Source organism: Flavobacterium sp., assembly GCF_044339515.1.
In the GTDB taxonomy this organism is placed as follows: domain Bacteria; phylum Bacteroidota; class Bacteroidia; order Flavobacteriales; family Flavobacteriaceae; genus Flavobacterium.
The window spans coordinates 1-24,733 of record NZ_JBIIVK010000016.1 but is presented as its reverse complement, the minus strand read 5'-3'; the positions used below and the strand labels follow the sequence as shown (position 1 = coordinate 24,733).

At 32.9% G+C, this 24,733-nt stretch carries 23 protein-coding genes; 11 read left to right on the top strand and 12 right to left on the bottom strand.

Annotation, left to right across the window (positions count from 1 at the left end; genetic code table 11):
- Positions 1-16 precede the first annotated feature (16 nt).
- Complete coding sequence (locus ACIQ0M_RS06210) at positions 17-1,765, top strand: DUF4375 domain-containing protein (protein WP_396150814.1); 1,749 nt, start codon at positions 17-19, stop codon at positions 1,763-1,765.
- A gap of 52 nt (positions 1,766-1,817) precedes the next feature.
- Here the strand turns inward: ACIQ0M_RS06210 and ACIQ0M_RS06205 are convergent, their stop codons facing one another.
- The 6 genes from ACIQ0M_RS06205 to tgt all read right to left on the bottom strand — a co-directional run bounded on the left by ACIQ0M_RS06205 (position 1,818) and on the right by tgt (position 9,073).
- The gene (locus tag ACIQ0M_RS06205) at positions 1,818-3,002 is read right to left on the bottom strand and encodes an asparagine synthetase B (protein ID WP_396150884.1); all 1,185 of its coding nucleotides are present in this window, start codon (positions 3,000-3,002) and stop codon (positions 1,818-1,820) included.
- Positions 3,003-3,220: 218 nt separating this feature from the next.
- Positions 3,221-4,765, bottom strand: coding sequence for a replicative DNA helicase (gene dnaB, locus ACIQ0M_RS06200; RefSeq protein WP_396150813.1), 1,545 nt, complete (start codon positions 4,763-4,765; stop codon positions 3,221-3,223).
- Positions 4,766-4,905: 140 nt separating this feature from the next.
- A complete protein-coding gene (locus ACIQ0M_RS06195) occupies positions 4,906-5,859 on the bottom strand; it encodes an acetyl-CoA carboxylase carboxyltransferase subunit alpha (RefSeq protein WP_396150811.1) in 954 nt (317 codons plus the stop codon).
- 102 nt (positions 5,860-5,961) lie between these two features.
- Positions 5,962-6,849 (bottom strand): DMT family transporter, encoded by an 888-nt coding sequence (locus ACIQ0M_RS06190; protein ID WP_396150809.1) that lies wholly within the window; start codon positions 6,847-6,849, stop codon positions 5,962-5,964.
- Entirely contained in the window at positions 6,836-7,912 is a 1,077-nt protein-coding gene (locus tag ACIQ0M_RS06185) for an LptF/LptG family permease (protein WP_396150807.1), read from the bottom strand. The genes ACIQ0M_RS06190 and ACIQ0M_RS06185 overlap by 14 nt, the downstream gene beginning before the upstream one ends.
- A gap of 30 nt (positions 7,913-7,942) precedes the next feature.
- Complete coding sequence (gene tgt, locus ACIQ0M_RS06180; protein WP_396150805.1) at positions 7,943-9,073, bottom strand: tRNA guanosine(34) transglycosylase Tgt; 1,131 nt, start codon at positions 9,071-9,073, stop codon at positions 7,943-7,945.
- A gap of 191 nt (positions 9,074-9,264) precedes the next feature.
- On the opposite strand from tgt, the gene ACIQ0M_RS06175 reads away from it, so the two are divergent.
- From ACIQ0M_RS06175 to ACIQ0M_RS06160, 4 genes are all read left to right on the top strand, one after another.
- Positions 9,265-10,113 carry a transketolase gene (locus ACIQ0M_RS06175; protein WP_396150803.1) on the top strand — a complete coding sequence of 283 codons (849 nt, stop codon included), beginning with the start codon at positions 9,265-9,267 and terminating at the stop codon, positions 10,111-10,113.
- A 9-nt stretch (positions 10,114-10,122) separates the two neighbouring features.
- A complete protein-coding gene (locus ACIQ0M_RS06170) occupies positions 10,123-10,749 on the top strand; it encodes a hypothetical protein (protein ID WP_396150801.1) in 627 nt (208 codons plus the stop codon).
- Positions 10,749-11,702, top strand: coding sequence for a transketolase family protein (locus ACIQ0M_RS06165; RefSeq protein WP_396150799.1), 954 nt, complete (start codon positions 10,749-10,751; stop codon positions 11,700-11,702). Before ACIQ0M_RS06170 ends, ACIQ0M_RS06165 begins: the two co-directional genes overlap by 1 nt.
- Before the next feature lie 179 nt (positions 11,703-11,881).
- A complete protein-coding gene (locus ACIQ0M_RS06160; RefSeq protein ID WP_396150797.1) occupies positions 11,882-12,799 on the top strand; it encodes a hypothetical protein in 918 nt (305 codons plus the stop codon).
- A gap of 63 nt (positions 12,800-12,862) precedes the next feature.
- Here ACIQ0M_RS06160 and ACIQ0M_RS06155 read toward each other — a convergent pair whose 3' ends face one another.
- The gene (locus ACIQ0M_RS06155) at positions 12,863-13,843 is read right to left on the bottom strand and encodes an FKBP-type peptidyl-prolyl cis-trans isomerase (protein WP_396150795.1); all 981 of its coding nucleotides are present in this window, start codon (positions 13,841-13,843) and stop codon (positions 12,863-12,865) included.
- Between the two features lie 114 nt (positions 13,844-13,957).
- Here ACIQ0M_RS06155 and ACIQ0M_RS06150 point away from each other — a divergent pair, with 114 nt between their 5' ends.
- Complete coding sequence (locus ACIQ0M_RS06150) at positions 13,958-14,332, top strand: RNA-binding S4 domain-containing protein (RefSeq protein WP_396150793.1); 375 nt, start codon at positions 13,958-13,960, stop codon at positions 14,330-14,332.
- Here ACIQ0M_RS06150 and ACIQ0M_RS06145 read toward each other — a convergent pair whose 3' ends face one another.
- Complete coding sequence (locus ACIQ0M_RS06145) at positions 14,333-14,998, bottom strand: uracil-DNA glycosylase (protein ID WP_396150791.1); 666 nt, start codon at positions 14,996-14,998, stop codon at positions 14,333-14,335. It lies immediately after the preceding gene.
- A gap of 108 nt (positions 14,999-15,106) precedes the next feature.
- Here ACIQ0M_RS06145 and ACIQ0M_RS06140 point away from each other — a divergent pair, with 108 nt between their 5' ends.
- From ACIQ0M_RS06140 to ACIQ0M_RS06130, 3 genes are all read left to right on the top strand, one after another.
- Positions 15,107-17,278: a DNA mismatch repair protein MutS gene (locus tag ACIQ0M_RS06140; RefSeq protein ID WP_396150790.1), complete on the top strand. Its 2,172-nt coding sequence runs from the start codon at positions 15,107-15,109 to the stop codon at positions 17,276-17,278.
- Between the two features lie 5 nt (positions 17,279-17,283).
- Positions 17,284-17,694 carry a thiol-disulfide oxidoreductase DCC family protein gene (locus ACIQ0M_RS06135; protein ID WP_396150788.1) on the top strand — a complete coding sequence of 137 codons (411 nt, stop codon included), beginning with the start codon at positions 17,284-17,286 and terminating at the stop codon, positions 17,692-17,694.
- Between the two features lie 66 nt (positions 17,695-17,760).
- Positions 17,761-17,895 carry a hypothetical protein gene (locus ACIQ0M_RS06130; protein ID WP_129464907.1) on the top strand — a complete coding sequence of 45 codons (135 nt, stop codon included), beginning with the start codon at positions 17,761-17,763 and terminating at the stop codon, positions 17,893-17,895.
- A 54-nt stretch (positions 17,896-17,949) separates the two neighbouring features.
- Here ACIQ0M_RS06130 and ACIQ0M_RS06125 read toward each other — a convergent pair whose 3' ends face one another.
- Positions 17,950-20,580 (bottom strand): valine--tRNA ligase, encoded by a 2,631-nt coding sequence (locus tag ACIQ0M_RS06125; RefSeq protein ID WP_396150786.1) that lies wholly within the window; start codon positions 20,578-20,580, stop codon positions 17,950-17,952.
- A gap of 179 nt (positions 20,581-20,759) precedes the next feature.
- Here ACIQ0M_RS06125 and ACIQ0M_RS06120 point away from each other — a divergent pair, with 179 nt between their 5' ends.
- Positions 20,760-21,194, top strand: coding sequence for a DUF1573 domain-containing protein (locus tag ACIQ0M_RS06120; RefSeq protein WP_396150784.1), 435 nt, complete (start codon positions 20,760-20,762; stop codon positions 21,192-21,194).
- A 32-nt stretch (positions 21,195-21,226) separates the two neighbouring features.
- Here the strand turns inward: ACIQ0M_RS06120 and ACIQ0M_RS06115 are convergent, their stop codons facing one another.
- A complete protein-coding gene (locus tag ACIQ0M_RS06115) occupies positions 21,227-22,507 on the bottom strand; it encodes a PDZ domain-containing protein (RefSeq protein WP_396150782.1) in 1,281 nt (426 codons plus the stop codon).
- Positions 22,508-22,679: 172 nt separating this feature from the next.
- On the opposite strand from ACIQ0M_RS06115, the gene ACIQ0M_RS06110 reads away from it, so the two are divergent.
- Positions 22,680-23,870 (top strand): pyridoxal phosphate-dependent aminotransferase, encoded by a 1,191-nt coding sequence (locus ACIQ0M_RS06110; protein WP_396150780.1) that lies wholly within the window; start codon positions 22,680-22,682, stop codon positions 23,868-23,870.
- Positions 23,871-23,931: 61 nt separating this feature from the next.
- On the opposite strand, the gene ACIQ0M_RS06105 is transcribed toward ACIQ0M_RS06110, so the two are convergent.
- Complete coding sequence (locus ACIQ0M_RS06105; RefSeq protein WP_396150778.1) at positions 23,932-24,291, bottom strand: hypothetical protein; 360 nt, start codon at positions 24,289-24,291, stop codon at positions 23,932-23,934.
- Positions 24,292-24,458: 167 nt separating this feature from the next.
- Positions 24,459-24,733: T9SS type B sorting domain-containing protein (locus tag ACIQ0M_RS06100; RefSeq protein WP_396150776.1), on the bottom strand; the 275-nt coding region annotated here is incomplete at its 5' end.

Here is a 24,733-nt window from a genome sequence, read left to right as displayed (position 1 = left end):
CTGCACCACATCACGAATGAAAAGAATAATTGCCATATCAATAATAATTATGAACCTATTAAATTTATTTGGTTACAAAGCCAATAATGAAAATGACCCTTATTGGAAATTTGACAAAAGTGAACATTTTCGCCCTAAACTTAATAAGGGCGAATTTTATATATTAAGTGGATTTGATTTTGGCTGGTTTGTACTTGAACCAATATCGAAATTTGTTAATGATAAAGAACACGAAATTGAACGTGGTAAATCTTTATCTTATGGACAAAAAGCACTTTATTATTGGTGGTATCTTGATGCTCAAGTTACAAATGGTGGATTCGTACAATTCTACTACAACGGATATGCTAAGTACGTTCCAACGATAATTAAAGGACTGGAACATATTGGAGATGTTGAAATGGCAAATTTGGTCAAAAAAGCAGATAAAATCTACCAAAAAAATAAAAAACTAATGGACAAAGCACAAGAAAGTGATTTGTTTGATAGTGAACTTTATGATAGACTTGATGAAATATCTTTACTCGATGACAATTACTATAAAATGAATGAAAAGACGATGTCTTTGATTGAAAATTACATCCGTAAAAATCCAAATGAAATATGTGTGGACGAATATGGAAAAGAGTTTGATATGACTTTTACTGGGCTTTGCAAAACCTTCTATGAAAGTAAAAAAATTAAAGAAGAATTTCACCTTGAAAACGGTTTAATTAATGGAGAATTCAAGTCTCTTTTTGAAAATGGTAATCCAAAAGAAATAATAGAATATGCAAATGGAGAACAAACTGGTGAACGCAAAGAATATTATGCTAATGGTAAACTCAAATATGAGGTTATAATTGTTTCAACGAAAAATTTAGCAATTTCCAAGTGGTATTATGACAATGGAAACCCTGAAAAACTTGAAACGAAACGACTAAATAAAGATGAAAGATTTGGAGAATATAAAGAATGGTACGAAAACGGACAACTTGCAAAAGCCGGAACATACAAATCAGCTTATGAACGTGAAGGTCAATGGCTAGAATTTTACAAAGATGGAAGTAGAAAAGTTGAAGCAGAATTTGTGAATGGCAATTTCAGGTTAATAAATCACTGGAATGAAAAAGGAATGCAAACACTAACTGATGGAACTGGTTTATATGTTTTTGAATACTCGATGTTCGGAGATAAAATTGACAGAAACGAGCAAGAGTATAAAAACTATCAAAGACACGGTAAGCAAAAAACTTACACTAATGGAATTCTTGCTCTTTATCAAGAAATGGAAAATGGTAAAGAACACGGAATTACAAGAAGTTTTTACGAAAATGGTAACTTAAAACAAGAAATTGATTACAAGAATGGTAAGCCTGTTTCAATTAAAGAGTTCCCAAAATTTGTAAATCCAAAAGTAAATACAATTATAGTGTCAAGGCTATGTGCAAATTGTTACGAAGAGTATGAAGATTACACATTACCTGATAATGAACCTATACCACTGAATGAAAAAGAAATAGCAAAAAATTTTAAGGCTGAAACTTCATTATTTAAAGATTATGGCGATGACCACATTTTATCATATGGTTACTCTTTATTTGTAGATGAAAAAGGAATAGTAACAGAAATAAAGTTTGCTGCTGCTGACAATATGTGGTTAGATGAACAAGTCAAGGAAAGTATGGTTAAATTAAAATTTGAACCCGCTCTTAAAAACGCTAAGCCTCTAAAAAGTATTCATTATGTTCGATATCAGTTAAAACTTATTGAATCAGATAAGTAATTAAAAACAAATACTGAGTTATAAGTAAAAAATTATCTAAGTCATAAATATATTACGTTTTCTGTTTCTTTTTCTTCGCCGCCGGAAATAAAACGTTATTTAAAATTAATCTATAACCGGGAGAATTTGGATGTAAATCTAAAACGGTTGGAGCATCGCCTACTAAATGTTGATAATCTTCCGGATCGTGACCGCCGAAATAAGTAAACATGCCTTTTCCTTTGGTTCCGTGAATGTATCGAGCTTCGCTGTTATACTGATTTTGTCCCATTACTAAAACGTTCGATTTTACTAATTCACTATCAAAAGAGGTAGTTTGTCCCATAAAACCTTTCACTAACATGGTGTGATTTTGGCAAAGCATAGTTGGAATTGGATCCCATTTGGCAGAATATTCCATTAACGTGAAATAATCTTTTTCCATCGGAATTCGTCTTTTTGTGGTCATATCAATATCTGAAAACTCATAAACCGTTGGGCTTCTTTCTAAAATAAAATCTCGAAAAGCAAATGTTCTGGAATAATCTATTTTGGATTGATAATTAGGTTCGCTTTCGTCTCCATCAAACATCGGTTCGCAAATATCAATCCCTTCCGCAGAAAGTGCAATATCAAAACTATCGGTTGCTGAACACATCGCAAACATAAATCCGCCACCGATTACGAAGTCACGAATTTTTTTGGCTACCGCCAATTTAGATTCTGACACTTTTGAATAGCCCAATTTTGCGGCCAAAGCTTCGGCTTCTTTTTTCTGTTCGATATACCAAGGTGCATTTCGATAAGCTCCAAAAAACTTTCCATATTGACCGGAAAAGTCTTCATGATGCAAGTGCAACCAATCATACAAAAGCAATTGATCGGATAACACTTCTTCATCATACACCGCTTTAAATGGAATTTCTGCATACGTTAAAACTAATGTCACCGCATCATCCCAAGGTTGTTTTCCTTTTGGTGTGTAAACTGCAATTTTTGGAGCTTTTTCCAAAACAACCGATTCCATATTTTGTGACGGACTACTGATTTCTTCCAAAATTTGATTGGCTTGACCTTCTGATAAAAGTTCAAAAGAAACCCCTCGAATCTGGCATTCTTTTCTGATTTCAGGAGCATCGGGCAATAAAAACGAACCACCACGGTAATTGAGTAACCAACTGGCTTTGTAATCATTTTCTAAAGCCCAATACGTAATTCCATAAGCTTTTAAGTGATTTTGTTGCGTGCTTTCATCCATCGGTAAAAGAATGAAATTGGCTTTTACCGTTAAGGAAATGAAAAATATAAATAAGTAAAAAATCGTCCTTTTCAAAATTTGCAAATTTTTTAGTTGGCAAAAAAGTTCTTAAGTCAAAGATAAACGATTTTGTGTGAAGAAAATGATAAAATTAAAAACCATATAAGTCAATTAATAAACTGATATCCTTATATGACTTACATGATAAAATTTGACTATTAAAAAGGTACATCCGAATCGTCATCTTCCGCATTCATATTACTTCCAAAAGCTTCGTTGGCAGAAGGAAGATTTTTAGTAATGAATGTAGTATCTTCGGCGTTCATTCGTGAAGGTAAATCGCCGAAACCAGATGAAAAATCATCCAAATTATCAAATTTACCCAAGTTTCCGATGAATTTCAGTCGTATATTTTCTAAACTTCCGTTTCGGTGTTTTGCGATGATAAATTCGGCTTGTCCTTCGGTTGGGGAACGCTCATCGTCATCCCATTCATCAATTTTATAATATTCCGGACGGTAAATAAACGATACAATATCGGCATCTTGCTCAATTGCACCCGATTCACGAAGATCGGAAAGCAAAGGTCTTTTGCTGGAACCACGCGTTTCAACCGCACGAGAAAGCTGCGATAATGCAATCACCGGAACGCTTAATTCTTTGGCTAATGCTTTTAAGTTTCTTGAAATAGTTGAAATTTCCTGTTCACGATTTCCTCCACCTTTTCCGCCACCGCCAGCAGTCATCAATTGAAGGTAATCGACAATGATTAATTTAATTCCGTGTTGGGATGACAAACGTCTCGCTTTTGCACGTAAATCGAAAATGGAAAGTGATGGTGTATCATCAATAAAAAGTGGTGCTTTTTCGAGATTTTTTACTTTTACACTCAATTGTTCCCACTCGTGTTTTTCTAGTTTTCCTGTTCTTAATTTTTCGGAAGACAATCCGGTCTCTGACGAAATTAAACGCGTAATTAACTGAACAGAGGACATCTCCAACGAGAATACTGCCACAGGTTGATTGAAATCGATGGCCATATTTCGAGCCATTGAAAGTACGAATGCCGTTTTCCCCATACCAGGACGAGCGGCAATAATGATTAAATCACTCGGTTGCCAACCGGACGTAACTTTATCCAATTTATCAAAACCGGTAGCCACACCGCTTAAACCTTCTTTATTGGCAATTTCTTCGATTCTTTTTTTGGCCTGGATAACCAAACTTTGGGCAGTTTCTGAACTTCGTTTGATGTTTCCTTGCGTTACTTCGTATAATTTGGACTCGGCTTTGTCTAATAAATCAAAAACATCGGTGGTTTCATCATACGATTCTTCGATAATTTCGGAAGATATTTTGATCAAACTTCGTTGAATAAATTTTTGTAAAATGATTCTGGAGTGAAATTCAATGTGAGCCGATGAAGATATCTTTTGTGTCAATTGAATTAAGTAAAAATCACCTCCAACCAAATCCAATTTGGCATTCTTTTTTAATTGTGCTGAAACGGTTAATAAGTCAATTGGTTGGGTATCCGTAAACAATTGCACAATTGCTTCAAAAATATATTTGTGAGCATCTTTATAAAAGGCATCCGGTTGAAGAATATCAATTACTTCATCAACCCCTTTTTTGTCAATCATCATCGCTCCCAACACGGCTTCTTCTAAGTCAAGAGCCTGCGGAGGTAGCTTTCCTTTTTCTAAGTTTATTATCGTAGTTTTATCTACTTTAATCGGGTTAATATTTCGTAAATTTTCCATTAGGCTAAAGTAACTATAATATAAAAAAATACCTGAAGTAGTTGTTAGTAAAACGATGTTAACAACTTATTTTTATTGTTGAAAACCAAAAAAAAATCCGAAGTTTCAGGGCTTCGGATTTTAGCATAATAATGTAAGAATTATTCTTTGAACTCGCCCATTTTACTGTATTTATCCATCCTTTGAGCTACTAACTCAGTTGTTGATAAATCTTTCAGTTCATTATATCCTTTGATAATATATTGTTCAACTGTTTTAAAAGTTGTTTCTCTGTCGTAATGAGCTCCTCCTAGTGGTTCAGGAATAATTTCATCAATTAACTTCTGTTTTTTCATATCATAAGAAGTCAATTTTAAAGCTTCTGCCGCTTGTTCTTTGTATTCCCAACTTCTCCATAAAATGGAAGAACAAGACTCAGGTGAAATTACAGAGTACCAAGTATTTTCTAACATATAAACTTTGTCTCCTACCCCAATTCCCAATGCTCCACCGGAAGCACCTTCACCAACAATAACGGTAATGATTGGTGTTTTTAAACGAAGCATTTCAAAAATATTTCTGGCAATGGCTTCACCTTGACCACGTTCTTCAGCTTCTAAACCGGGATAAGCACCTGGAGTATCGATTAAAGTAACAACCGGAATTCCGAATTTTTCGGCCATTTTCATCAAACGAAGAGCTTTTCTGTATCCTTCCGGATTAGCCATTCCGAAATTTCTAAACTGACGTGTTTTGGTATTAAACCCTTTTTGCTGACCTACAATCATAAACGACTGACCACCAATTTTTCCCAATCCGCCAATCATGGCTTTGTCGTCTTTAAAATTTCTATCGCCAAAAAGCTCTAAAAAAGTTCCGCCGCACAAAGCTCTCACGTGATCCATTGTGTATGGACGACTTGGATGACGCGACAATTGCACACGTTGCCAAGCAGATAAATTTTTGTATATTTTTTTCTTTGTTTCTTCTAATTTTTTCTCAATTTGTTTGCACGTTGCGGTAACATCCACGTTCGATTCTTCACCGATAATTTGGCATTTGTCCAATTGATCTTCTAACTCTTTGATAGGAAGTTCAAAATCTAAATATTCCATAGGTTTCGACAGATTTTAGTTTAGTTTGAATAGCAAAGATAGAATTTTATCTTGTTAAGAAAAGCTATTTTTAATGTTAAGTTATAAAAAAATAGCAAAAAATTAATCCCGTCTGTTTTTTAATCTGTATTTAATAATTCCATTCAAAACAACCGTAAAAAGAATTATCAATGCACCCAAATAGAACTCCGGGCTCATTTTTTCTTTGTCTTTAAATAGAAGTAAAGCTAAGATTATACCGTAAATAGGTTCAAGATTGATGGTTAACATTACAGTATAAGGACTGATAAATTTCATCACTTTTACCGATGCTATAAATGCATAAGCAGTACAAATTGAGCTCAAAATAATCAGGTAAATCCAGTCTGAAGGTCGAAGAATGAAGAACTCTTTTGAAAAACTATTTGTCAATAAAAGATAAATCGAAAAACAAAGAACACCTCCCGAAAGTTCATAAAACGAAATCACCGTTGAATCATACATTTTCGCATACTTTCCATTAACCACAGAAAAAAGTGCTGATAAAAATGCAGACGTTAATGCTAAAATAATTCCTAAATAATAATCTCCTTCAAAATTAAAGATGATATAAAGTCCAACTACGACAAGTAATCCAAAAAAAACTTCATACCAAATGACTTTTCTCTTATAAAGAATTGGTTCTAAAAAAGAGGCAAAAAAAGCACCTGTCGACAAACATGCCAACGTCACAGAAACATTAGAAACTTTAATTGCTTTAAAAAAAGTTAGCCAATGAAGTGCTATCACTAATCCTAATAACAAAAAAACCATGATTGTTTTACGTGGAATTGTAATATCTGTTTTTTTATAAAGCATAAAAAGAACGATAAATCCAACGGCCATTAGCATTCTAAACCAAACCAACGGTAAGGCATCGAGCGAAATTAATTCACCCAAAATAGCAGTGAATCCCCAAATGAAGACAATTAAATGAAGGTGTAAATAACTTTTGAGGTTATCGTTTTGCATTTCTAAGCAAATAAATTGCTAATATACCAAAAACTATGTTTGGGAACCAAACCGCAACCAAGGGTGGAATGCTGGACTTTTCGGCCATTGTTCCGAAAATTTTATCAAAGAAAATATAGGTGAAAGCAATTACAATTCCAATGGCTAAGTTAACACCCATTCCGCCTCTGCGTTTCATGGAAGATACCGAAACAGCAATAATTGTTAAAATAAATGCTGCAACGGGCAAACTGTATTTTCTATACAAAACAACCAAGTAAGTATTTATGTTTGCATTTCCTCTTGCTTTCTCTTTATCGATAAATCGAACTAAATCCGGCAGTGTTAGCGTTTCTGCAATATAAATTACAGGAGTTAAATCCTCTAAGTCAAAATTAAAAACAGTATCTTTTTTTTCTGCTTTTTCTAAAACATCACCTAACGGCCCAACTTTTCTTTTTTGGTAATTGAACATGGTATAAGTACTATCTTTCTCGTTCCATTTCAACCGATTGGCTGTAATTTTGTAGTCGAGTTTTTCACCTTTAAACTTTTCTAAAGTAAAATTAAATGCTGTTTTAGAAACTGAATTAAAATTACTGACATACAGAAATTCATCATCGCTAATTTGACGAAAGACATTAGAATTTTGCCTGATTTCTTTATTATTTTTTAAATAGGTATAGCGAAAATCATTGAATCCTTTGCTGGCTTTGGGCACAAGAAAGAATCCCATTAACAATGCAAAAATAGAAACAATGGTTGCTCCAATTATATAAGGTCGTAAAAATCGGGTAAATGAAATTCCGGAACTTAAAATAGCTATTATCTCCGTATTATTTGCCAATTTTGAAGTGAACCAAATAACTGACAGAAACAAAAAGATGGGAAATAGTAAGTTGGCAAAATAAATTGTAAAGTCTAAATAATAGATAGCTACAGCAGAAAATGGTACTTTGCTCTCTAAAATTTTATTGATTTTTTCGGCCACATCGATAACAATTCCAATCGGTATAAATAACAAAAGCATGACAGTGAATGTCACTAAATATCGCTTTAATATGTATTTATCAATTATTTTCATTTAGAAAATGGAATGTTAGATTTTTGTGTTTTAGAGACGTTCACTCATTTGCTTCACCATTTGATCTTTCCAAACGCTGAAATCTCCTGCGATAATGTGCTTTCTGGCTTCACGAACCAACCACATGTAAAATCCGAGATTATGAATGGTGGCAATTTGTTTGCCAAGATACTCATTTGCAGCAAACAAATGGCGTAAATACGCTTTTGTATATTCTGTATCAACGAAAGTGATTCCCATTTCATCAATTGGGGAAAAATCATCTTCCCATTTTTTATTTTTGATATTGATTGTTCCGTTGGCTGTAAAAAGCATTCCGTTTCTTGCGTTTCTAGTTGGCATTACACAATCAAACATATCAATTCCTAATGCAATATTTTCCAAAATGTTAATTGGTGTTCCCACTCCCATTAAATAACGAGGTTTGTCTTTTGGCAAAATAGCAGTAACAACCTCGGTCATTGCATACATTTCCTCTGCCGGTTCACCAACTGAAAGTCCGCCAATTGCATTTCCTTGTGCTCCTGCATTAGCAATATATTCGGCAGATTGCTGACGTAAATCTTTGTAAGTACTTCCTTGAACTATCGGAAAAAATGTCTGCTCATACCCATATTTAAAAGGAAGTTTCTCCAAATGATTGATGCATCTATCTAACCAACGATGCGTCATGTGCATCGAACGTCTGGCATAATTATAATCACATGGATAAGGCGTACATTCGTCGAAAGCCATAATAATATCGGCTCCAATTGTACGTTGAATTTCCATTACATTTTCAGGTGAAAAGAAATGATAGGAACCATCAATGTGACTTTTAAACTTCACCCCTTCTTCTTTTATTTTCCGATTAGAAGAAAGTGAATATACTTGATAACCACCACTATCGGTCAAAATATTGCGATCCCAATTCATAAATTGATGCAAACCTCCGGCTTTTTCAAGAATTTCGGTTTGCGGACGAAGGTATAAATGATAGGTATTCCCCAAAATGATATCGGGATTTATATCATTTTTCAACTCGCGTTGATGCACGCCTTTTACAGAAGCAACCGTTCCAACTGGCATGAAAATGGGTGTTTCAATCACACCATGATCGGTAGTAATGGAGCCGGCACGGGCTTGCGAATGAGGGTCAGTCGTCAATAAATCAAACTTCATATCTATTTTTTACAGTTGGCAAAGATAAAAGAATTCGTATTTGTTGCGTCTGTTTTATGAATAATTTATACAAGTATATCATAGGTTTACTAACAATTTATCTTGAAAACTTTCCCAAATTCTGTACAAGCGAATTAGCCAAAATCTAATAATTGATTTACCTTTGCCGAAGTTTAACTTTTATCATAAAAATGAAACCCAACACACAACAACTAAACGACTTTTCAACACAAGTCAGAAGAGACATTCTTCGCATGGTTCACGCCGTAAACTCAGGTCATCCGGGAGGTTCTTTGGGATGCACAGAATTTTTTGTCGCTTTATACCAAGTTTTAATGGACAGAAAGGAAGGCTTCGATATGGACGGAAAAGAGGAAGATTTATTTTTCTTATCAAACGGTCACATTTCGCCTGTTTTTTACAGTGTTTTAGCCAGAAGTGGTTACTTTCCCGTATCAGAATTGGCAACCTTTCGATTGATCAACTCAAGATTACAAGGTCATCCTACTACACATGAAGGTTTACCTGGAATCAGAGTTGCCTCGGGATCACTTGGACAAGGAATGTCTGTAGCAATTGGAGCTGCATTAGCAAAAAAACTAAACAATGATTCGCATTTAGTTTATTCACTTCACGGTGATGGCGAATTGCAAGAAGGTCAAAATTGGGAAGCGATGATGTATGCTTCGGCATACAAAGTGGATAATTATATTGCTACCATCGATTTAAACGGAAAACAAATTGACGGTTCAACTGATGAAGTTTTAAACATGGGTGATTTAAAAGCAAAATTCACTGCTTTTGGTTGGGATGTTATCGAAATTAAAGATGGAAATGACCTTGAAGCTATCATTTTTGGAATGATAGAAGCCAAAACCAAAACCGGTAAAGGAAAACCGGTTTGTGTTTTACTTTATACTGAAATGGGCAATGGCGTTGATTATATGATGCACACCCACGCTTGGCACGGAAAAGCTCCAAATGATGAGCAATTAGAAAAAGCATTGGCTCAAAACCCAGTTACTTTAGGCGATTATTAGGTCATTAGAATGAAATATTTACTTTTCATACCTCTTCTATTTTTTTCAACATTTTCTTACAATGAAAATGAATATCACTTTGATAAATATGTCGAATACGAAAATGAGGAAAAAAACACAAGAGAATATTTTATGTTTAATGAAAATTCAAATGATTATTACTTTTCCTTTTACTTTGATTTCAACAATAAGCTTTCTGGAGTAATATATGATAGTAAAAATTTGAAGTCACATCACTTTCTGGTTTCTAATGATGATTTGGGTGTTAAATTTACTTATTTAAAAAGTACAAGCTATTTGCTTAATAAAAAAAACAAAACTTTCGTAGAATATCATTTTGAATCAACTGAAAAAAAGATTGATAGTGTTTCAAATGAAGTTAATCTACTAAAATTCAATAATCCAAAAAAGAAAAAATCAAGTAAAGCCTTTGATTTAGTTTATGAAAAAAATGACATTTTAATAGATCAACGCTTTCTAAATCATTTTTGTCATGGTTATTTTTCAAATACTGATTTTGAATTCTCTATCCCTTTACCTAAAAAAATTACAGTTTATCATAATGATAAAAAAGTAGAAACATATCAATTAACTAAATTACAAAAAATTAACACACAACTGAAAGTTCAATTATAATGAAGAAATATATCAATACAGGAAATAAAGACACCCGTTCCGGTTTTGGAGCAGGTTTGACTGAATTAGGTCAGAAAAACGAAAATGTAGTGGCACTTTGTGCCGACTTAATTGGATCATTAAAAATGGATGATTTTAAAAAAAATCACCCGGAACGTTTTTTTCAAATCGGAATTGCAGAAGCGAATATGATTGGTATTGCTGCCGGATTAACCATTGGTGGAAAAATTCCTTTTACAGGAACTTTTGCTAATTTCTCTACCGGAAGAGTCTATGACCAAATTCGTCAATCGGTTGCCTATTCTGATAAAAACGTTAAAATTTGTGCTTCGCATGCCGGATTAACTTTAGGAGAAGACGGTGCAACTCACCAAATTTTGGAAGACATTGGTTTGATGAAAATGTTACCGGGAATGACTGTAATCAATACATGTGATTACAACCAAACAAAAGCTGCAACACTTGCCATTGCTGACCATAACGGTCCGGTTTATTTGCGTTTTGGTCGTCCTAGTGTGGCAAATTTTACACCTGAAAATGGTGAATTTATCATTGGAAAAGCGGTAATGATGAATGAAGGAACCGATGTAACCATTATTGCGACCGGTCATTTGGTTTGGGAAGCGTTACTTGCTGCCGAAAAATTGGAAGAGAAAGGTATTTCTGCTGAAGTAATTAATATCCATACCATTAAGCCTTTAGACGAAGAAGCCATTTTAAAATCGGTTGCTAAAACGGGATGTGTTGTTACGGCGGAAGAGCACAATATTTTGGGCGGTTTAGGCGAAAGTGTAGCAAGAACATTATCGTTAAATAATCCTGTTCCTCAAGAATATGTGGCTGTTCAAGATAGTTTTGGCGAAAGTGGAACACCTGCTCAATTGATGGAAAAATACCAATTGAATGCCGAAGCAATTATTGCAAAAGCTGAGAAAGTTATCAATCGAAAATAGTTTACCCTTTTTACCTCCAAAAAAAATCCCGATTCAAATTGAATAGGGATTTTTTTGTTTGAAATTCTTAGAAAATTAAACGCTATTTACCGAATGTTAAAATTGAAATAAAAACACTACATAATGTTTTTTTTTTGAAAGTTTTTTACTATTTTTGAGAAACTTTAAAATTTTAACATATGAAAAAAATTATCGGCCTTTTAACAATTTCATTATCATTACTTTCCTGTAGTAATGATAATGAAGAGTTTAATCAAGAAGAATCAAATCTTAATCTTAAAGAAACTATCCTTGAAAAATATGATGGGAAAATCTTTAGATTTAATGATAATGATGATTTCTTAAAATTCTATAATGATTTATCAAATCTTAATCCAAAAGAATTCAATGATTTTTTGCTTATCAAGAATGATAATAACAGTATTTATTATAGAAATTTATCAAATGAAGAAGAAATTGTAGATGAAGAAACTTCAAACGAAGGTAAAGTAGAGAAAAAAAGTAATACTGAAATAGTACTTTCTGAATACATTTCAACAATTTTTAATTATGATAATAATATAATGATTGGAAATGATGTAATATTTTTAAATGAAAAAGGTGAGTTAATTTCAACTTCTAAAAATGAAATAATTGGTTCTCTCCATAATAGTAGCTTGTCAAATAATGAATTAAATAGGCATAATGTAAATTACACAAAATCTTGGACAATTACAAATGGGAGTAAAAGAGTAACTTTAAGCATCTTTAACGAATCATTATATATTAATAATGCATTGTCAAGTTCTAAAATTTTCTATAGAGTTCATCAACAATATAAATCATGTTCTTTTTGGAGATGTACTTGGAAAAATGATGATATCTCTGCTCAATTATCTCCAAATTTATCAATGTCGGGTACTTGTCAATGGACTAACAATGGTATAAATGGATTTGAATTTATAAGTTCTGCAGTTTTTACTAAAAACATATCAAATTATGTATTTGTTGGTCCTTGTGCTTTGAATACAATTTATATTACTGGCTCATTTAATTATGCTAGAAGTGGTTATAGCACAAATTTCAGCAATATTGCATATGATTTCAACCCTTTTTAATTTATAATTAATTTTATATCAAAAAGCCGTTTCAATAATAGATTTGAAACGGCTTTTAGTTTGTTAATGACAACCTGAATCCAAATGCTTTTTCAATCTATTTGGGTCTACTTGATCACCAGAACAACTCGGAATATCATTGAATGGATAATATTGTTGTGGTGTTGTCCCCGGTATTTTCAATTCATTTCTTGTTAAAACACCATCACCATCATCATCAGTATCTAAAAAGTCAGGAATTCCATCACCATCAGAATCTTGGTTAAACAAACCAATATCAGTATCTCCCGTAGGATCATAAATTTCGTCTTTAGATAGAATCTTATCTCGATCATGATCGTTATAACGTAATCCTTTTAACTTTATTTGAAAAGCCAAATTAGAATAGGCAGGAATATTTGCTCCACTTGACAAATTATAATAAGCTAATCCTGAGGGTATAAATACAACGCAATTTCCATAGTTTGTATAAGAAATAGTTCCATCATCATTTGGAGTTACCGTTTCAGGTGTTTTGAGTAACGGAAAAATTTGTCTTAACCCAGATCTAAATTCTAACCTTTCACTAGGAAAAGTTGTCCATACTGGAGTTACAGTTCTCTCAAACTCAACATTGTCAAAATTCCAACCTCTGTAATCAACAAAAGATGAATCAACAGTTGTGGGTCTTTGACCTCCACCTTCATTTAGAATGATATAATAAAGTTTATAGTCAACCGGATCCTCAACTCTTCCACCTTTAAGATAGGTTTGTCTTGAATCATTTTTAACCGTGATAAATTGCAAAGGATAATCTGTCTGGTCTTTTATAGAAACTTGAGTTAGAGGATCTGTTATTTCTGCAATTGTCACATTCATATCAGCATCAACTGTCATGTAGTTTTCTTCAAAATAGTTGTTGATTGTAATTTCATCTTCACCATATTGTACAGTTCTATCTCTTGGTGGAGTTATCGTTACATTATCATCATCTTTTTTACATGAAAAAATGACTGTTGAGAATACTGTAATCAGTACTACATTTTTTAAACTTTTAAATAGCATTTTGAATAAAATTATTGTTCAGGTTTAGTATAATAATATCTTAAAATAAGTGTCGCAAGATACAATTTTGATTTATTTTTGTATAATAATTAACGAAGAATTCTGAAAAAAGGTATGCGAATAGATAAATACTTGTGGTGTGTGCGATATTTTAAAACCCGAAATATGGTGACTGAACTTTGTAAAAAAAATCATGTAACCGTTAATGGTCAAGTAGCTAAGCCCTCAAAGGAAGTTTTTCCGAGTGATGATGTTACATTTAGGAAAGAACAAATTACCTATAAAATTAAAGTTTTGGCCATTCCTGAAAATCGTGTGGGAGCAAAATTGGTCGACATTTATCGGAAAGACGAAACGCCTGCGGAAAGCTTTGCTCATTTGGAATTACTAAAATTATCCAAAGAACATTATCGCAAAACAGGTGAAGGAAGGCCTACCAAAAAAGACCGCAGGGATTTGGAAAATTATACGGATGATACAATCGATTAGCTACCAAATAATTTCCTTTTTTCCCAAATCTTTTAAATGTTGATTGGTTTTGCTAAAATGTTGGTTACCAAACCAGAGTCCACGGTTAGCACTTAATGGCGAAGGATGTCCCGTTTCTAAAACAATATGTTTCTTTCTATCAATTTTAGCTCCTTTCTTTTTAGCAAATCCGCCCCAAAGAAGGAAAATAACGTTTTCTTTTTGTTTTGAAACTTCTTGAATCACTGCATCTGTAAAGGTTTCCCAACCTTTATTTTGATGACTTCCGGCTTCCGATTGTCTTACAGTTAATGTGGCATTAAGCAACAAAACACCTTGATCTGCCCAACGTTCTAAATTGCCGGATTTGGGATAAGGAATCTTTAAATCACTTTCAATTTCTTTGAAAATGTTTTGTAATGAAGGCGGAAAAGGAATTCCATCATTAACAGAAAAACACAATCCATTCGCTTGATTTGATCCGTGATAGGGATCTTGGCCAATGATGACTACTTTTACATTTTCAAACGGACAATGATCAAAAGCGGCAAAAATCTCACTTCCTTTTGGATAACAAGTATGTAGTTTATACTCATTTTTGACAAATGAAATCAACTGTTCAAAGTAAGGTTTTGTAAATTCATTTTCAAGAATTGTCTGCCAAGATGGGTGGATTTTAACTTGCATAACGGATATATTTTCACAAAGATAATTATACTTCTCAATTTGAAGTTAAACCCTATTTAAACAAAGAAATATTATCGCTAAATTTGCCTAAAATTGCTATTAAACTAAATGATATCCATCACCGATAAAACTTTAAAAGATTTAGAATTCTCCACCATACTGCAAAACGTTTCCGATCGATGTAATACCGAATTGGGTAAGCAGAAAGCTTTGGAAATTGTTCCGTTTAGAGATAAAACGCTCTTAATGGATTCGCTTTTGCAAACATCTGAATATCTATCTTCATTTTCTAACAACAATGCTCTTCCAAATCATGGTTTTGATAACATCAGCACCGAAATTAAATTCATTGGTATTGAAGATAGTTTTTTGGAAGTTGGAAGTTTCAGAAAAATTGCTCAATTGTCGGAAACAACCAATACGATGTTGCTTTTTTTGAAAAAATTTGCTGACTACTATCCTACTTTATATCAAAAATCAACAGCGATTGAATATACCAAATACATTGTCCAAAAAATTGATGAAGTGGTTGATAAATATGGAGAAATTAAAGACAATGCATCGCCGGATTTAATCAATATTCGAAGAGAAATGAGTTCTGTTCGTGGCAAAGTAAACCAAAGTTTTGGTATGGCTTTGAGCCAATACAATGGCTTAGGTTATTTGGATGAAATTAAAGAAAGTTTTGTTGAGAATCGTCGCGTATTGGCGGTTTTAGCCATGTATCGCCGAAAAGTGAAAGGTTCCATTTTAGGAAGTTCTAAAACAGGAAGTATTGCCTACATTGAGCCCGAAGCTACGTTGCGTTATTCAAGAGAATTGAGTAATTTGGAATACGAAGAACGAGAAGAAATTACTCGAATTCTAAAAAAATTGACCAATGATATTCGTCCGTTTAAAGAACTTTTGAGTCAATATCAGGAGTTTTTGAGTGATATCGATGTAATTGCCGGAAAAGCAAAATACGCATTAAAAATTAATGCAATTTTACCAACAATTATTGAAGAAAAAAGGCTGTTTTTCAGAGATGCCTACCACCCTATTTTATACTTAAATAACAAAAGTAAAAACGAAATTACTTATCCGCAAACCATTGAATTAACAAACGAAAGCAGAATTATTGTGATTTCGGGACCAAATGCCGGAGGAAAAACCATTTCGTTAAAAACAGTTGGTTTATTACAGTTAATGCTACAAAGCGGTATGCTTATTCCGGTTCACGAACGAAGTGAAACGTTTTTATTCGATCGAATTTTAACCGATATTGGTGACAATCAATCTATTGAAAATCATTTGAGTACATACAGTTACCGACTTAAAAACATGAACTACTTTTTAAAGAAATGTAACGATAAAACATTATTCTTGATTGATGAGTTCGGAACGGGTTCAGACCCGGAATTAGGCGGTGCTTTAGCCGAAACTTTTTTGGAAGAATTTTATCACCGGGAAGCCTTCGGAATCATAACAACGCATTATTCCAATTTAAAAATATTAGCCAACGAATTGCCTTTTGCTTCCAATGCCAACATGCTGTTTGACGAAAAATCGTTGGAACCCATGTATAAATTGATATTAGGTCAAGCCGGAAGTTCTTTTACGTTTGAAGTAGCACAAAAAAATGGCATTCCGTATGGATTGATTAATCGAGCGAAAAAGAAAATTGAAGGCGGAAAAGTTCGTTTTGATAAAACCATTGCTACGTTACAAAAAGAACGTTCAAAGTTAGAAAAAACGTCGATTAATCTTAAGGAAGAAGAGACCAAAGCCCGAGAAGAAAGCAAAAAAATGGAAACCATCAATGCAAAAATTCAGGATAAATTAGAACGTTATCAAGAATTGTATGATGCCAACCAGCGTTTAATTTACATTGGTCAGAAAATTGATGATCTTTCGAATAAATATTTCAATAACAAAGATAAAAAAGTATTAATCGGTGAGTTTTTAAAAATTGTTGAAATTGAAAATTCCAAACGCAAAAAAGCAAGTGCTAAGGAGATAAAGGAAAAGGAAGTCATTCAGAAGCAAATTATTCAAGAAGTTACAACAAAAGTAGACGAAATACGAGCCGTTAAAAAAGAGAAAAAAGCCAAAGCTTTAAAAGTAGAATCGGAAAAGCCAAAACCCATTTTAAAAATCGGCGACCGAGTTCGCATGTTTGACGGAAAGGCAGTTGGAACTTTGGATGCTATTGAAAAAAATAAAGCTACCGTAAACTATGGCATGTTTACCTCAAAAGTAAGTTTGGAGGTATTGGAATTGGTAGAAGCAAAAAAATAGAAACCATGGAAGGATTACCACTCGATAAAAAAATAATTTTGTTTGACGGAGTATGCAATTTATGTGACTCTTCGGTTCAATTTATTATCAAACACGATAAAAAAGACATTTTTCGCTTTGTTGCTTTGCAGTCAGAATTAGGTGAAAAAATTCTGAAACACATTGGCGTTAATCCGATGAAAGTGGATAGTATTGTACTTTATGAACCCGGCATTGCTTATTTTCATAAAGCTGAAGCAGCCATGCAAATTGCTAAAGAACTTAATACTTGGCATAAAATTATTGGTTACTTATCATTTACAGGAAACTTGGGCAATTTTGTGTATGATCTTATCGCAAGAAACCGATACAAATGGTATGGTAAAAAAGAAGAATGTATGATTCCAACTCCTGAATTAAAAGCAAAATTTTTATAACTGATAATTATCATAAAAAATCTGCTGTTTGATTTTTAATTTTGACTCAACTTAAAACTTGACAAAATGATTAATCAAACGTTTGCTTTATATTCTTGGGACAACGGTGCTTTTATCATGATTGGCGTGTTTTTATTAGTCATCTTTGGACTAATTGGAGCCGTTATGTTGATGATGAACGAAAAAAATAAAAAGAAATAAGAAATTTATATCCAAAAAAAAATCCCGAATTAAATCGGGATTTTTGTGTTTGTTTTATTTTAAACTCGCTAAACTTTGTTCGATGGTGGCAATTTTTGCTAAGGCATCGGCTTCTTTGTTTCGTTCGTTGGCGATAATTTCAGGTTTTGCATTCGCAACAAATTTTTCATTAGAAAGTTTTACTTGAACTGATTTCAAAAAACCTTGAATGTATTTTAACTCTTCTTCCAATTTTTCAATTTCAGCCGCAACATCAATATTTCCGGCAATTGGAATAAAATATTCGTTTGATTTTACTCGATAAGTTAATGCTCCATTCACTGTTTCTGTAACATATTCTAGGTTATCAATTTTTCCTAATTTTATGATTACAGCATCAAATGTACTCGGATTTTTTTCGTTGTTGATTATTTTTAAATCAATACTATCTTTATTCGCAATATTTTTTTGTTTACGAATGGTTCGAATACCGGCAATAACTTCGGTTACAAAATCAAATTCAGCAATTAAATCTGCATTTGTGTTTTGCATGGTTGGCCATTCTGAAATAATCAATGCTTGTCCCGGCGTTCTTTCTGCAATGTATTGCCAAATTTCTTCCGTTAAGAAAGGCATGAATGGATGCAATAATTTCAAATTAGCCTCTAATAATTCAATCGCTTTATCAAAAGTTGCTTTGTCAATTGGTTGTTGATAAGCCGGTTTGATGATTTCCAAGAACCATGAACAGAAATCATCCCAAACTAACTTATAAATTCCCATCAACGCATCGGATAATCTGTATTTTTCAAAATTATCTTCAATTTCAGCAAGGGTTTGTTGCAGTTTAGCTTCATACCAATCAATGGCAATTTTTGAAGCTTCCGGTTGAGCAATTTCAGCTACTTCCCAACCTTTGATTAATCTGAAAGCATTCCAAATTTTATTAGCGAAGGCTTTCCCGTTACTACATAATTCTTCATCAAACATGATATCGTTTCCGGCTGAAGCACTCAATAATAATCCAACACGAACACCATCGGCACCAAATTTTTCAATTAAATCTAATGGATCAGGAGAATTTCCTAATGATTTTGACATCTTGCGACGTTGTTTATCACGAACCAAACCGGTTAAATAAACATTTGAAAATGGTTTTTCACCTGTATATTCATAACCGGCAATAATCATACGAGCCACCCAGAAAAACAAAATATCCGGACCGGTAACTAAATCATTGGTAGGATAATAGTATTTAAAATCATCATTTTCAGGATCTAAAATTCCTCCAAAAACAGCCATTGGCCATAACCATGACGAGAACCAAGTGTCGAGTGCATCGGAGTCTTGTTTCAAGTGGTCAGTGGTCAGTGATGAGTTGGCAGTTTTTTCTTTGGCTAAAGCCAAAGCTTCATTAATATTATCTGCTACAACATAATCTTCTTTTCCTTCACCATAATAATAAGCCGGAATCTGTTGACCCCACCACAATTGACGTGAAATATTCCAATCGCGAATATTTTCCATCCAATGACGGTAGGTATTGTTGAATTTGCTTGGATATAATTTTACTTCTTCGGTTTCTAAAACGGCTTTGATGGCTGGCTTAACCAACTCTTCCATTTTGAGGAACCACTGGTCAGATAATCTTGGTTCGATAACCGCTTTAGTTCTTTCAGAAGTTCCAACTTTATTAATGTGGACTTCGGTCTTAACCAAAGCTCCTATCGATTTTAGTTCTTTTGAAATTTCTTCACGAGCTACAAATCTGTCTTTTCCTTGGTAATGCAATCCGAAACTGTTTAAAGAAGCATCTTCGTTGAAAATATCGATGATCTCAAGGTTGTGTTTATCACCTAAAACTTTATCGTTCACATCGTGAGCCGGAGTTACTTTTAAACAACCCGTTCCAAATTCTAAATCAACATAGTCATCTTCAATAATTGGAATAACTCTATTGCAAATTGGAATGATAGCTTTTTTACCTTTCAAATGAAAAAATCGTTCATCATTTGGATTGATACAAATAGCGGTATCACCAAAAATTGTTTCGGGACGAGTGGTGGCAACAGTTAAAACATCGTTTGTACCTTCCACCTTATAATTAATATAATATAAATTTCCTTGACGTTCTTCATGAATAACTTCTTCATCAGACAAAGTGGTTTTCGCTTCCGGATCCCAGTTTACCATTCGATAACCACGATAAATCATTCCTTTGTTATACAAATCAACGAACGATTTGATTACAGAAGCTGACATATCTTCATCCATAGTGAATTTGGTTCTGTCCCAATCGCATGAACAACCTAATTGTTTCAGTTGTTCCAGAATAGTTCCTCCGTACTTATCAGTCCAATCGTAAGCGTGTTTTAGGAATTCTTCACGCGTTAAATCGGATTTATTAATGCCCTCTGATTTTAGTTTGGCTACCACTTTTGCTTCGGTTGCAATGGAAGCATGGTCAGTTCCCGGTACCCAACAAGCATTGAAACCCTTTAAACGTGCACGACGAATTAGAACATCTTGAATGGTATTATTCAACATGTGTCCCATGTGCAAAACCCCTGTCACGTTTGGTGGAGGAATTACTATTGTATAAGGAGTTCTGTTGTCTGGTTTTGAATGAAAATAGTTGTTTTTCATCCAGTAATCGTACCATTTTTGTTGGGCTTGCTTGGCATCAAATTGAGCAGGAATTGACATAAATATAAATTATATGGTTATAAATTGAAAATTATCTATTACTGACAAATATTCAATTTGGTCTGGTTTTTGTATTATGATGCAAAAGTAACGATTTAGTCAGAAGTATTAAAAAAGAAATTAGTATTTGTAATTTGAACAAAAGTGACTATTTTTACACAACCCAAAAACACAGAACCATGAAAAAAATTTTATTATTTGCTGTATTTAGCCTAATTAGCTTGACAGCTTTTGCTCAAAAAGGTCCAAAAATTGAGTTTAAGGCCAAAGAAAATACAATAGACTACGGAAAAGTTTACAAAGACAACGACAATGGTGTTCGCGTATTCGAATTCACCAACACTGGCGATGCACCTTTAATTATTACAAATGTTCAATCTACCTGCGGTTGTACGGTTCCGTCTAAACCAAAAGAACCTATTATGCCTGGAAAATCAGATAAAATTGAAGTAAAATATAATATGGCAACCGGTCCAATCAGAAAAAGTATCACTGTTGAGACAAATGCAGTGAATGCCGAAGGAGGAAAAGTTCACCTTAAAATTAAAGGAGAAGTTTTGGAACGTCAAGAAGTTAACTTGATGGAAAAGAAAAAAGTTGGTCCGATGCAATAAAAATTTAATCCCTTTTAACGAAGGGATTTTTTTTATAATATAATTTTTAAATAGAAAGTGAATTGCATTCTTCGGTTACCGCGATCAACTTCAAAATTAATTTTTTTCCCGTTTTGTGATTTTAATAAATTATTGACCTCTTGCAAAGAATATCTGTCTGTTCCATGCGAATTAATACTAACAATAATATCGCCTTTTTTTAATCCACAAAGGTCAGCCGGTGAATCTTTTCTGATATTAGCTATGATATAAATGGGTTTTAAAACAAACTTATATTTAAAACTATCACTTCCTTTTGTTAGATTTTCATAGGATGTCTTGTCCGTTGTCAATATATTCATTTTTACTTCCTCCTGTATCCATTGCAAACCGGCATGATTAATCTCTATTCCACTCATGTTATACTCAAAAGGGTCATTAAATTTTTTATTTTTCTTGAGGTATAATTTACTATTCTTATAATCAAAAATTATATTAAACCGTTTAAAAACCTCACCACCAATTGATCCAATTCTATTTTCTGCCCATTTAATATTGTACAAAGAAGTCGAATCCGGAATGGCGACATAGGGATTTTTAAAACTAAAATTCTCAAACGAAAAGGAATCTAACTTTGTTCTTTTTCCAAAAATATCTCCATTAAAACCTTTTCCGAGAAAATCATCAAAAGATTGATTTGAAAAGGTGTAGCTTTTTATTCTATTAGAAAAAAACCAAAATGCATCACTATTTCCAATATCCAAAAGCAATTTACCATCAACTTTCTGATCTTCAAATTTAAATTGAGAACTGTAGTAAGGTTTATTATTATGAAAAAAAATATCAACCTCCAGAAACTTATTTATTTTTCTTTTTTTTATTTCTTTGGAGGGATTGTGAATATGAATTTTTTGAGTTAAATAATTTATTTCAACTTTAAAGTTCCGAAAAAATTGATAACCAATTATGCCATTTACTGGAATTCCTACACTTCCTGAAAAATTAAATTCTTCGTCAAGAATAATATAAATATCGTGTTTTTGATCAACAATGGCATCTCTAAAGACAACCTGATTTCCGGATGACTTTAGTCCTTCAATAAAATCTGAGCTTCCCAAACCACGCAACTTAATTTTCTCAACATTATTAAATTTCAATTCTTCTTTGTCTTCTAAGCTAAATAAAATTGATTCTTCAACACCGGTATCAAGCAAAAAAGTTAAATCAACTCCATTCACTTTCAAAGGAATGAAAATCAAATTATTAATGAATTGAAATGGAATGGTAACTCTTTCTTTTTTAGAAAAATATTGAAATCCCTCTTGCCCTATCAAACTAGGTGAGAAGAATAAAAAAGAAAAAAAAAACAAGGGCAAATTTCATGAGCAATATTTTAATAAAATTACAAAAATTAGCTTTAAAAATCAACTTATGTAAATATATCCTCAAAAAGCATTGGGTCTGAATAAAAAAAATTGCAAATTTGCATTTCAAAAATCAACCACTATGCCTAAGATTTCCAAAAAAGGACAGCAAATGCCGGAATCACCTATCAGAAAACTGGTTCCCTATTCTGAAATTGCCAAAAAAAGAGGTACAAAAGTTTATCATTTGAATATTGGTCAACCGGACATTAAAACTCCTGAAGTGGCCATGAATTCAATAAAAAATATTGATATAAAAGTATTAGAATATAGTCATTCTGCCGGATTTGAAAGTTATCGTAGAAAATTATCCGAATATTATCAAAAACATAATTTACCAATTAACATAGAAGATATTATCATCACAACGGGTGGTTCAGAAGCTTTACTATTTGCCATGGGAAGTACAATGGATACAGATGATGAAATTATCATTCCTGAACCGTTTTATGCCAATTATAATGGTTTTTCAACGGCATCTGGTGTAAAAGTTGTGCCCGTTATTTCTACGATTGACGAAGGTTTTGCCCTTCCGCCTATTGCTGATTTTGAGAAATTAATTACACCAAAAACAAAAGCAATTTTAATTTGTAATCCCGGAAATCCAACCGGATATTTATATTCAAAAGAAGAAATATTTCAGTTAGCTGAATTAGTAAAAAAGCATGATTTATTTTTGATAGCTGACGAAGTTTACCGCGAATTTATTTATGATGGTGACAAACATTTCTCTGTGATGAATGTTCCTGGAATCGAACAACATGCTATTATGATTGATTCTGTCTCTAAACGCTATAGCATGTGTGGAGCACGAATTGGCTGTATCGTTTCAAAAAATAAAGAAGTGATGGCTGCTGCAATGAAGTTTGCTCAAGCCAGATTGAGTCCGCCAACTTTTGCTCAGATTGCCAGTGAAGCAGCTTTGGAAACCCCTCAAAGTTACTTTGATGAAGTAATTACAGAATACAAAGACAGAAGAGATACGTTGATTGCAGAATTAAATCAAATTGATGGTGTAAAAGTAGCTACTCCAAAAGGAGCTTTTTATTGCATTGCTAAACTTCCCGTTAAAAATGCTGATGATTTTGCACAATGGTTGTTAGAATCGTATGATTTTAATGGTGAAACTGTTATGGTTGCTCCTGCAGCTGGATTTTATTCTTCTCCTTATGTTGGCTTAGATGAAGTGAGAATTGCCTATGTTTTAAAGAAAGAAGACTTGATTAAGTCTGTTAGAATTTTAAAGGAAGCCTTAAAAGTTTACAACCAATAGTTGATACTATTTATAATTGAAAATCCCAACGATTATTAAATTGTTGGGATTTTTATTTTTTTTATTCAATCTTTTTATTCTTAAACCATCCTAAGTTTAAATCATTAAATTGAAAATTAATTTCTTCGTCTAGTGTTGTTTTATTAAAAATCAAAATATCAGATTCAGTGGTTATTGTATAATGATTTTCATCCTCTGTTTCCGAAACAATCATAGTATAATTAAATAAGTACTCTTGTGCATCAACTTTAAACTCTATATTTTGATTTGATATGCGAAGATATTTTCCTGTATGAACTCCTTCATATTCGCCTTTTAACCATTCAGGCAAATTAAATCCTTGCGTGTCAAATTCAGTTGATTCTGATGCACATCCTATTGAAATTACACTTAATATAAAAATTACTATAATCCTTTTCATTACTTACTTTTATGATTAAACAGTTGTAAATCTAATGATTAGAATATATTTTAAACACTAAACTCGTTTAAATGAATAATTAAACGTTTAACGCATAGCGACGTGAATTTCATCGATAAAAAAAACTCCTGACGATATCAGGAGTTTTTTATTATTGGTTATGATTTCTATCTTTTTAATGAAAAATGTGCTTTAAATGTTTTGGTTTGATCGTTTTCTAAATACTCTACCGTAAACCAGTAATCGGTTGATGGGAGGTTTTGACCGTTGAATGTTCCATCCCATCCTTGACCCGCAGGGGCTATTTGTTTCAGGAATTTTCCATAGCGGTCAAATATATAAATTTTTGCGTTAGGATTGGTCTCTCTTAACGTAAAAATATTCCATGTGTCATTATATCCATCTCCGTTTGGTGTAAAGAACAGCGGATAATCCACCACAT

Excerpts from the sequence above, each read along its gene's own strand:
- ACIQ0M_RS06210 (WP_396150814.1), top strand. The coding sequence starts at position 17 with ATGAAAAGAATAATTGCCATATCAATAATAATTATGAACCTATTAAAT.
- ACIQ0M_RS06205 (WP_396150884.1), bottom strand. The coding sequence starts at position 3,002 with ATGGATGAAAGCACGCAACAAAATCACTTAAAAGCTTATGGAATTACG.
- dnaB (WP_396150813.1), bottom strand. The coding sequence starts at position 4,765 with ATGGAAAATTTACGAAATATTAACCCGATTAAAGTAGATAAAACTACG.
- ACIQ0M_RS06195 (WP_396150811.1), bottom strand. The coding sequence starts at position 5,859 with ATGGAATATTTAGATTTTGAACTTCCTATCAAAGAGTTAGAAGATCAA.
- ACIQ0M_RS06190 (WP_396150809.1), bottom strand. The coding sequence starts at position 6,849 with ATGCAAAACGATAACCTCAAAAGTTATTTACACCTTCATTTAATTGTC.
- ACIQ0M_RS06185 (WP_396150807.1), bottom strand. The coding sequence starts at position 7,912 with ATGAAAATAATTGATAAATACATATTAAAGCGATATTTAGTGACATTC.
- tgt (WP_396150805.1), bottom strand. The coding sequence starts at position 9,073 with ATGAAGTTTGATTTATTGACGACTGACCCTCATTCGCAAGCCCGTGCC.
- ACIQ0M_RS06175 (WP_396150803.1), top strand. The coding sequence starts at position 9,265 with ATGAAACCCAACACACAACAACTAAACGACTTTTCAACACAAGTCAGA.
- ACIQ0M_RS06170 (WP_396150801.1), top strand. The coding sequence starts at position 10,123 with ATGAAATATTTACTTTTCATACCTCTTCTATTTTTTTCAACATTTTCT.
- ACIQ0M_RS06165 (WP_396150799.1), top strand. The coding sequence starts at position 10,749 with ATGAAGAAATATATCAATACAGGAAATAAAGACACCCGTTCCGGTTTT.
- ACIQ0M_RS06160 (WP_396150797.1), top strand. The coding sequence starts at position 11,882 with ATGAAAAAAATTATCGGCCTTTTAACAATTTCATTATCATTACTTTCC.
- ACIQ0M_RS06155 (WP_396150795.1), bottom strand. The coding sequence starts at position 13,843 with ATGCTATTTAAAAGTTTAAAAAATGTAGTACTGATTACAGTATTCTCA.
- ACIQ0M_RS06150 (WP_396150793.1), top strand. The coding sequence starts at position 13,958 with ATGCGAATAGATAAATACTTGTGGTGTGTGCGATATTTTAAAACCCGA.
- ACIQ0M_RS06145 (WP_396150791.1), bottom strand. The coding sequence starts at position 14,998 with ATGCAAGTTAAAATCCACCCATCTTGGCAGACAATTCTTGAAAATGAA.
- ACIQ0M_RS06140 (WP_396150790.1), top strand. The coding sequence starts at position 15,107 with ATGATATCCATCACCGATAAAACTTTAAAAGATTTAGAATTCTCCACC.
- ACIQ0M_RS06135 (WP_396150788.1), top strand. The coding sequence starts at position 17,284 with ATGGAAGGATTACCACTCGATAAAAAAATAATTTTGTTTGACGGAGTA.
- ACIQ0M_RS06130 (WP_129464907.1), top strand. The coding sequence starts at position 17,761 with ATGATTAATCAAACGTTTGCTTTATATTCTTGGGACAACGGTGCTTTT.
- ACIQ0M_RS06125 (WP_396150786.1), bottom strand. The coding sequence starts at position 20,580 with ATGTCAATTCCTGCTCAATTTGATGCCAAGCAAGCCCAACAAAAATGG.
- ACIQ0M_RS06120 (WP_396150784.1), top strand. The coding sequence starts at position 20,760 with ATGAAAAAAATTTTATTATTTGCTGTATTTAGCCTAATTAGCTTGACA.
- ACIQ0M_RS06110 (WP_396150780.1), top strand. The coding sequence starts at position 22,680 with ATGCCTAAGATTTCCAAAAAAGGACAGCAAATGCCGGAATCACCTATC.
- ACIQ0M_RS06105 (WP_396150778.1), bottom strand. The coding sequence starts at position 24,291 with ATGAAAAGGATTATAGTAATTTTTATATTAAGTGTAATTTCAATAGGA.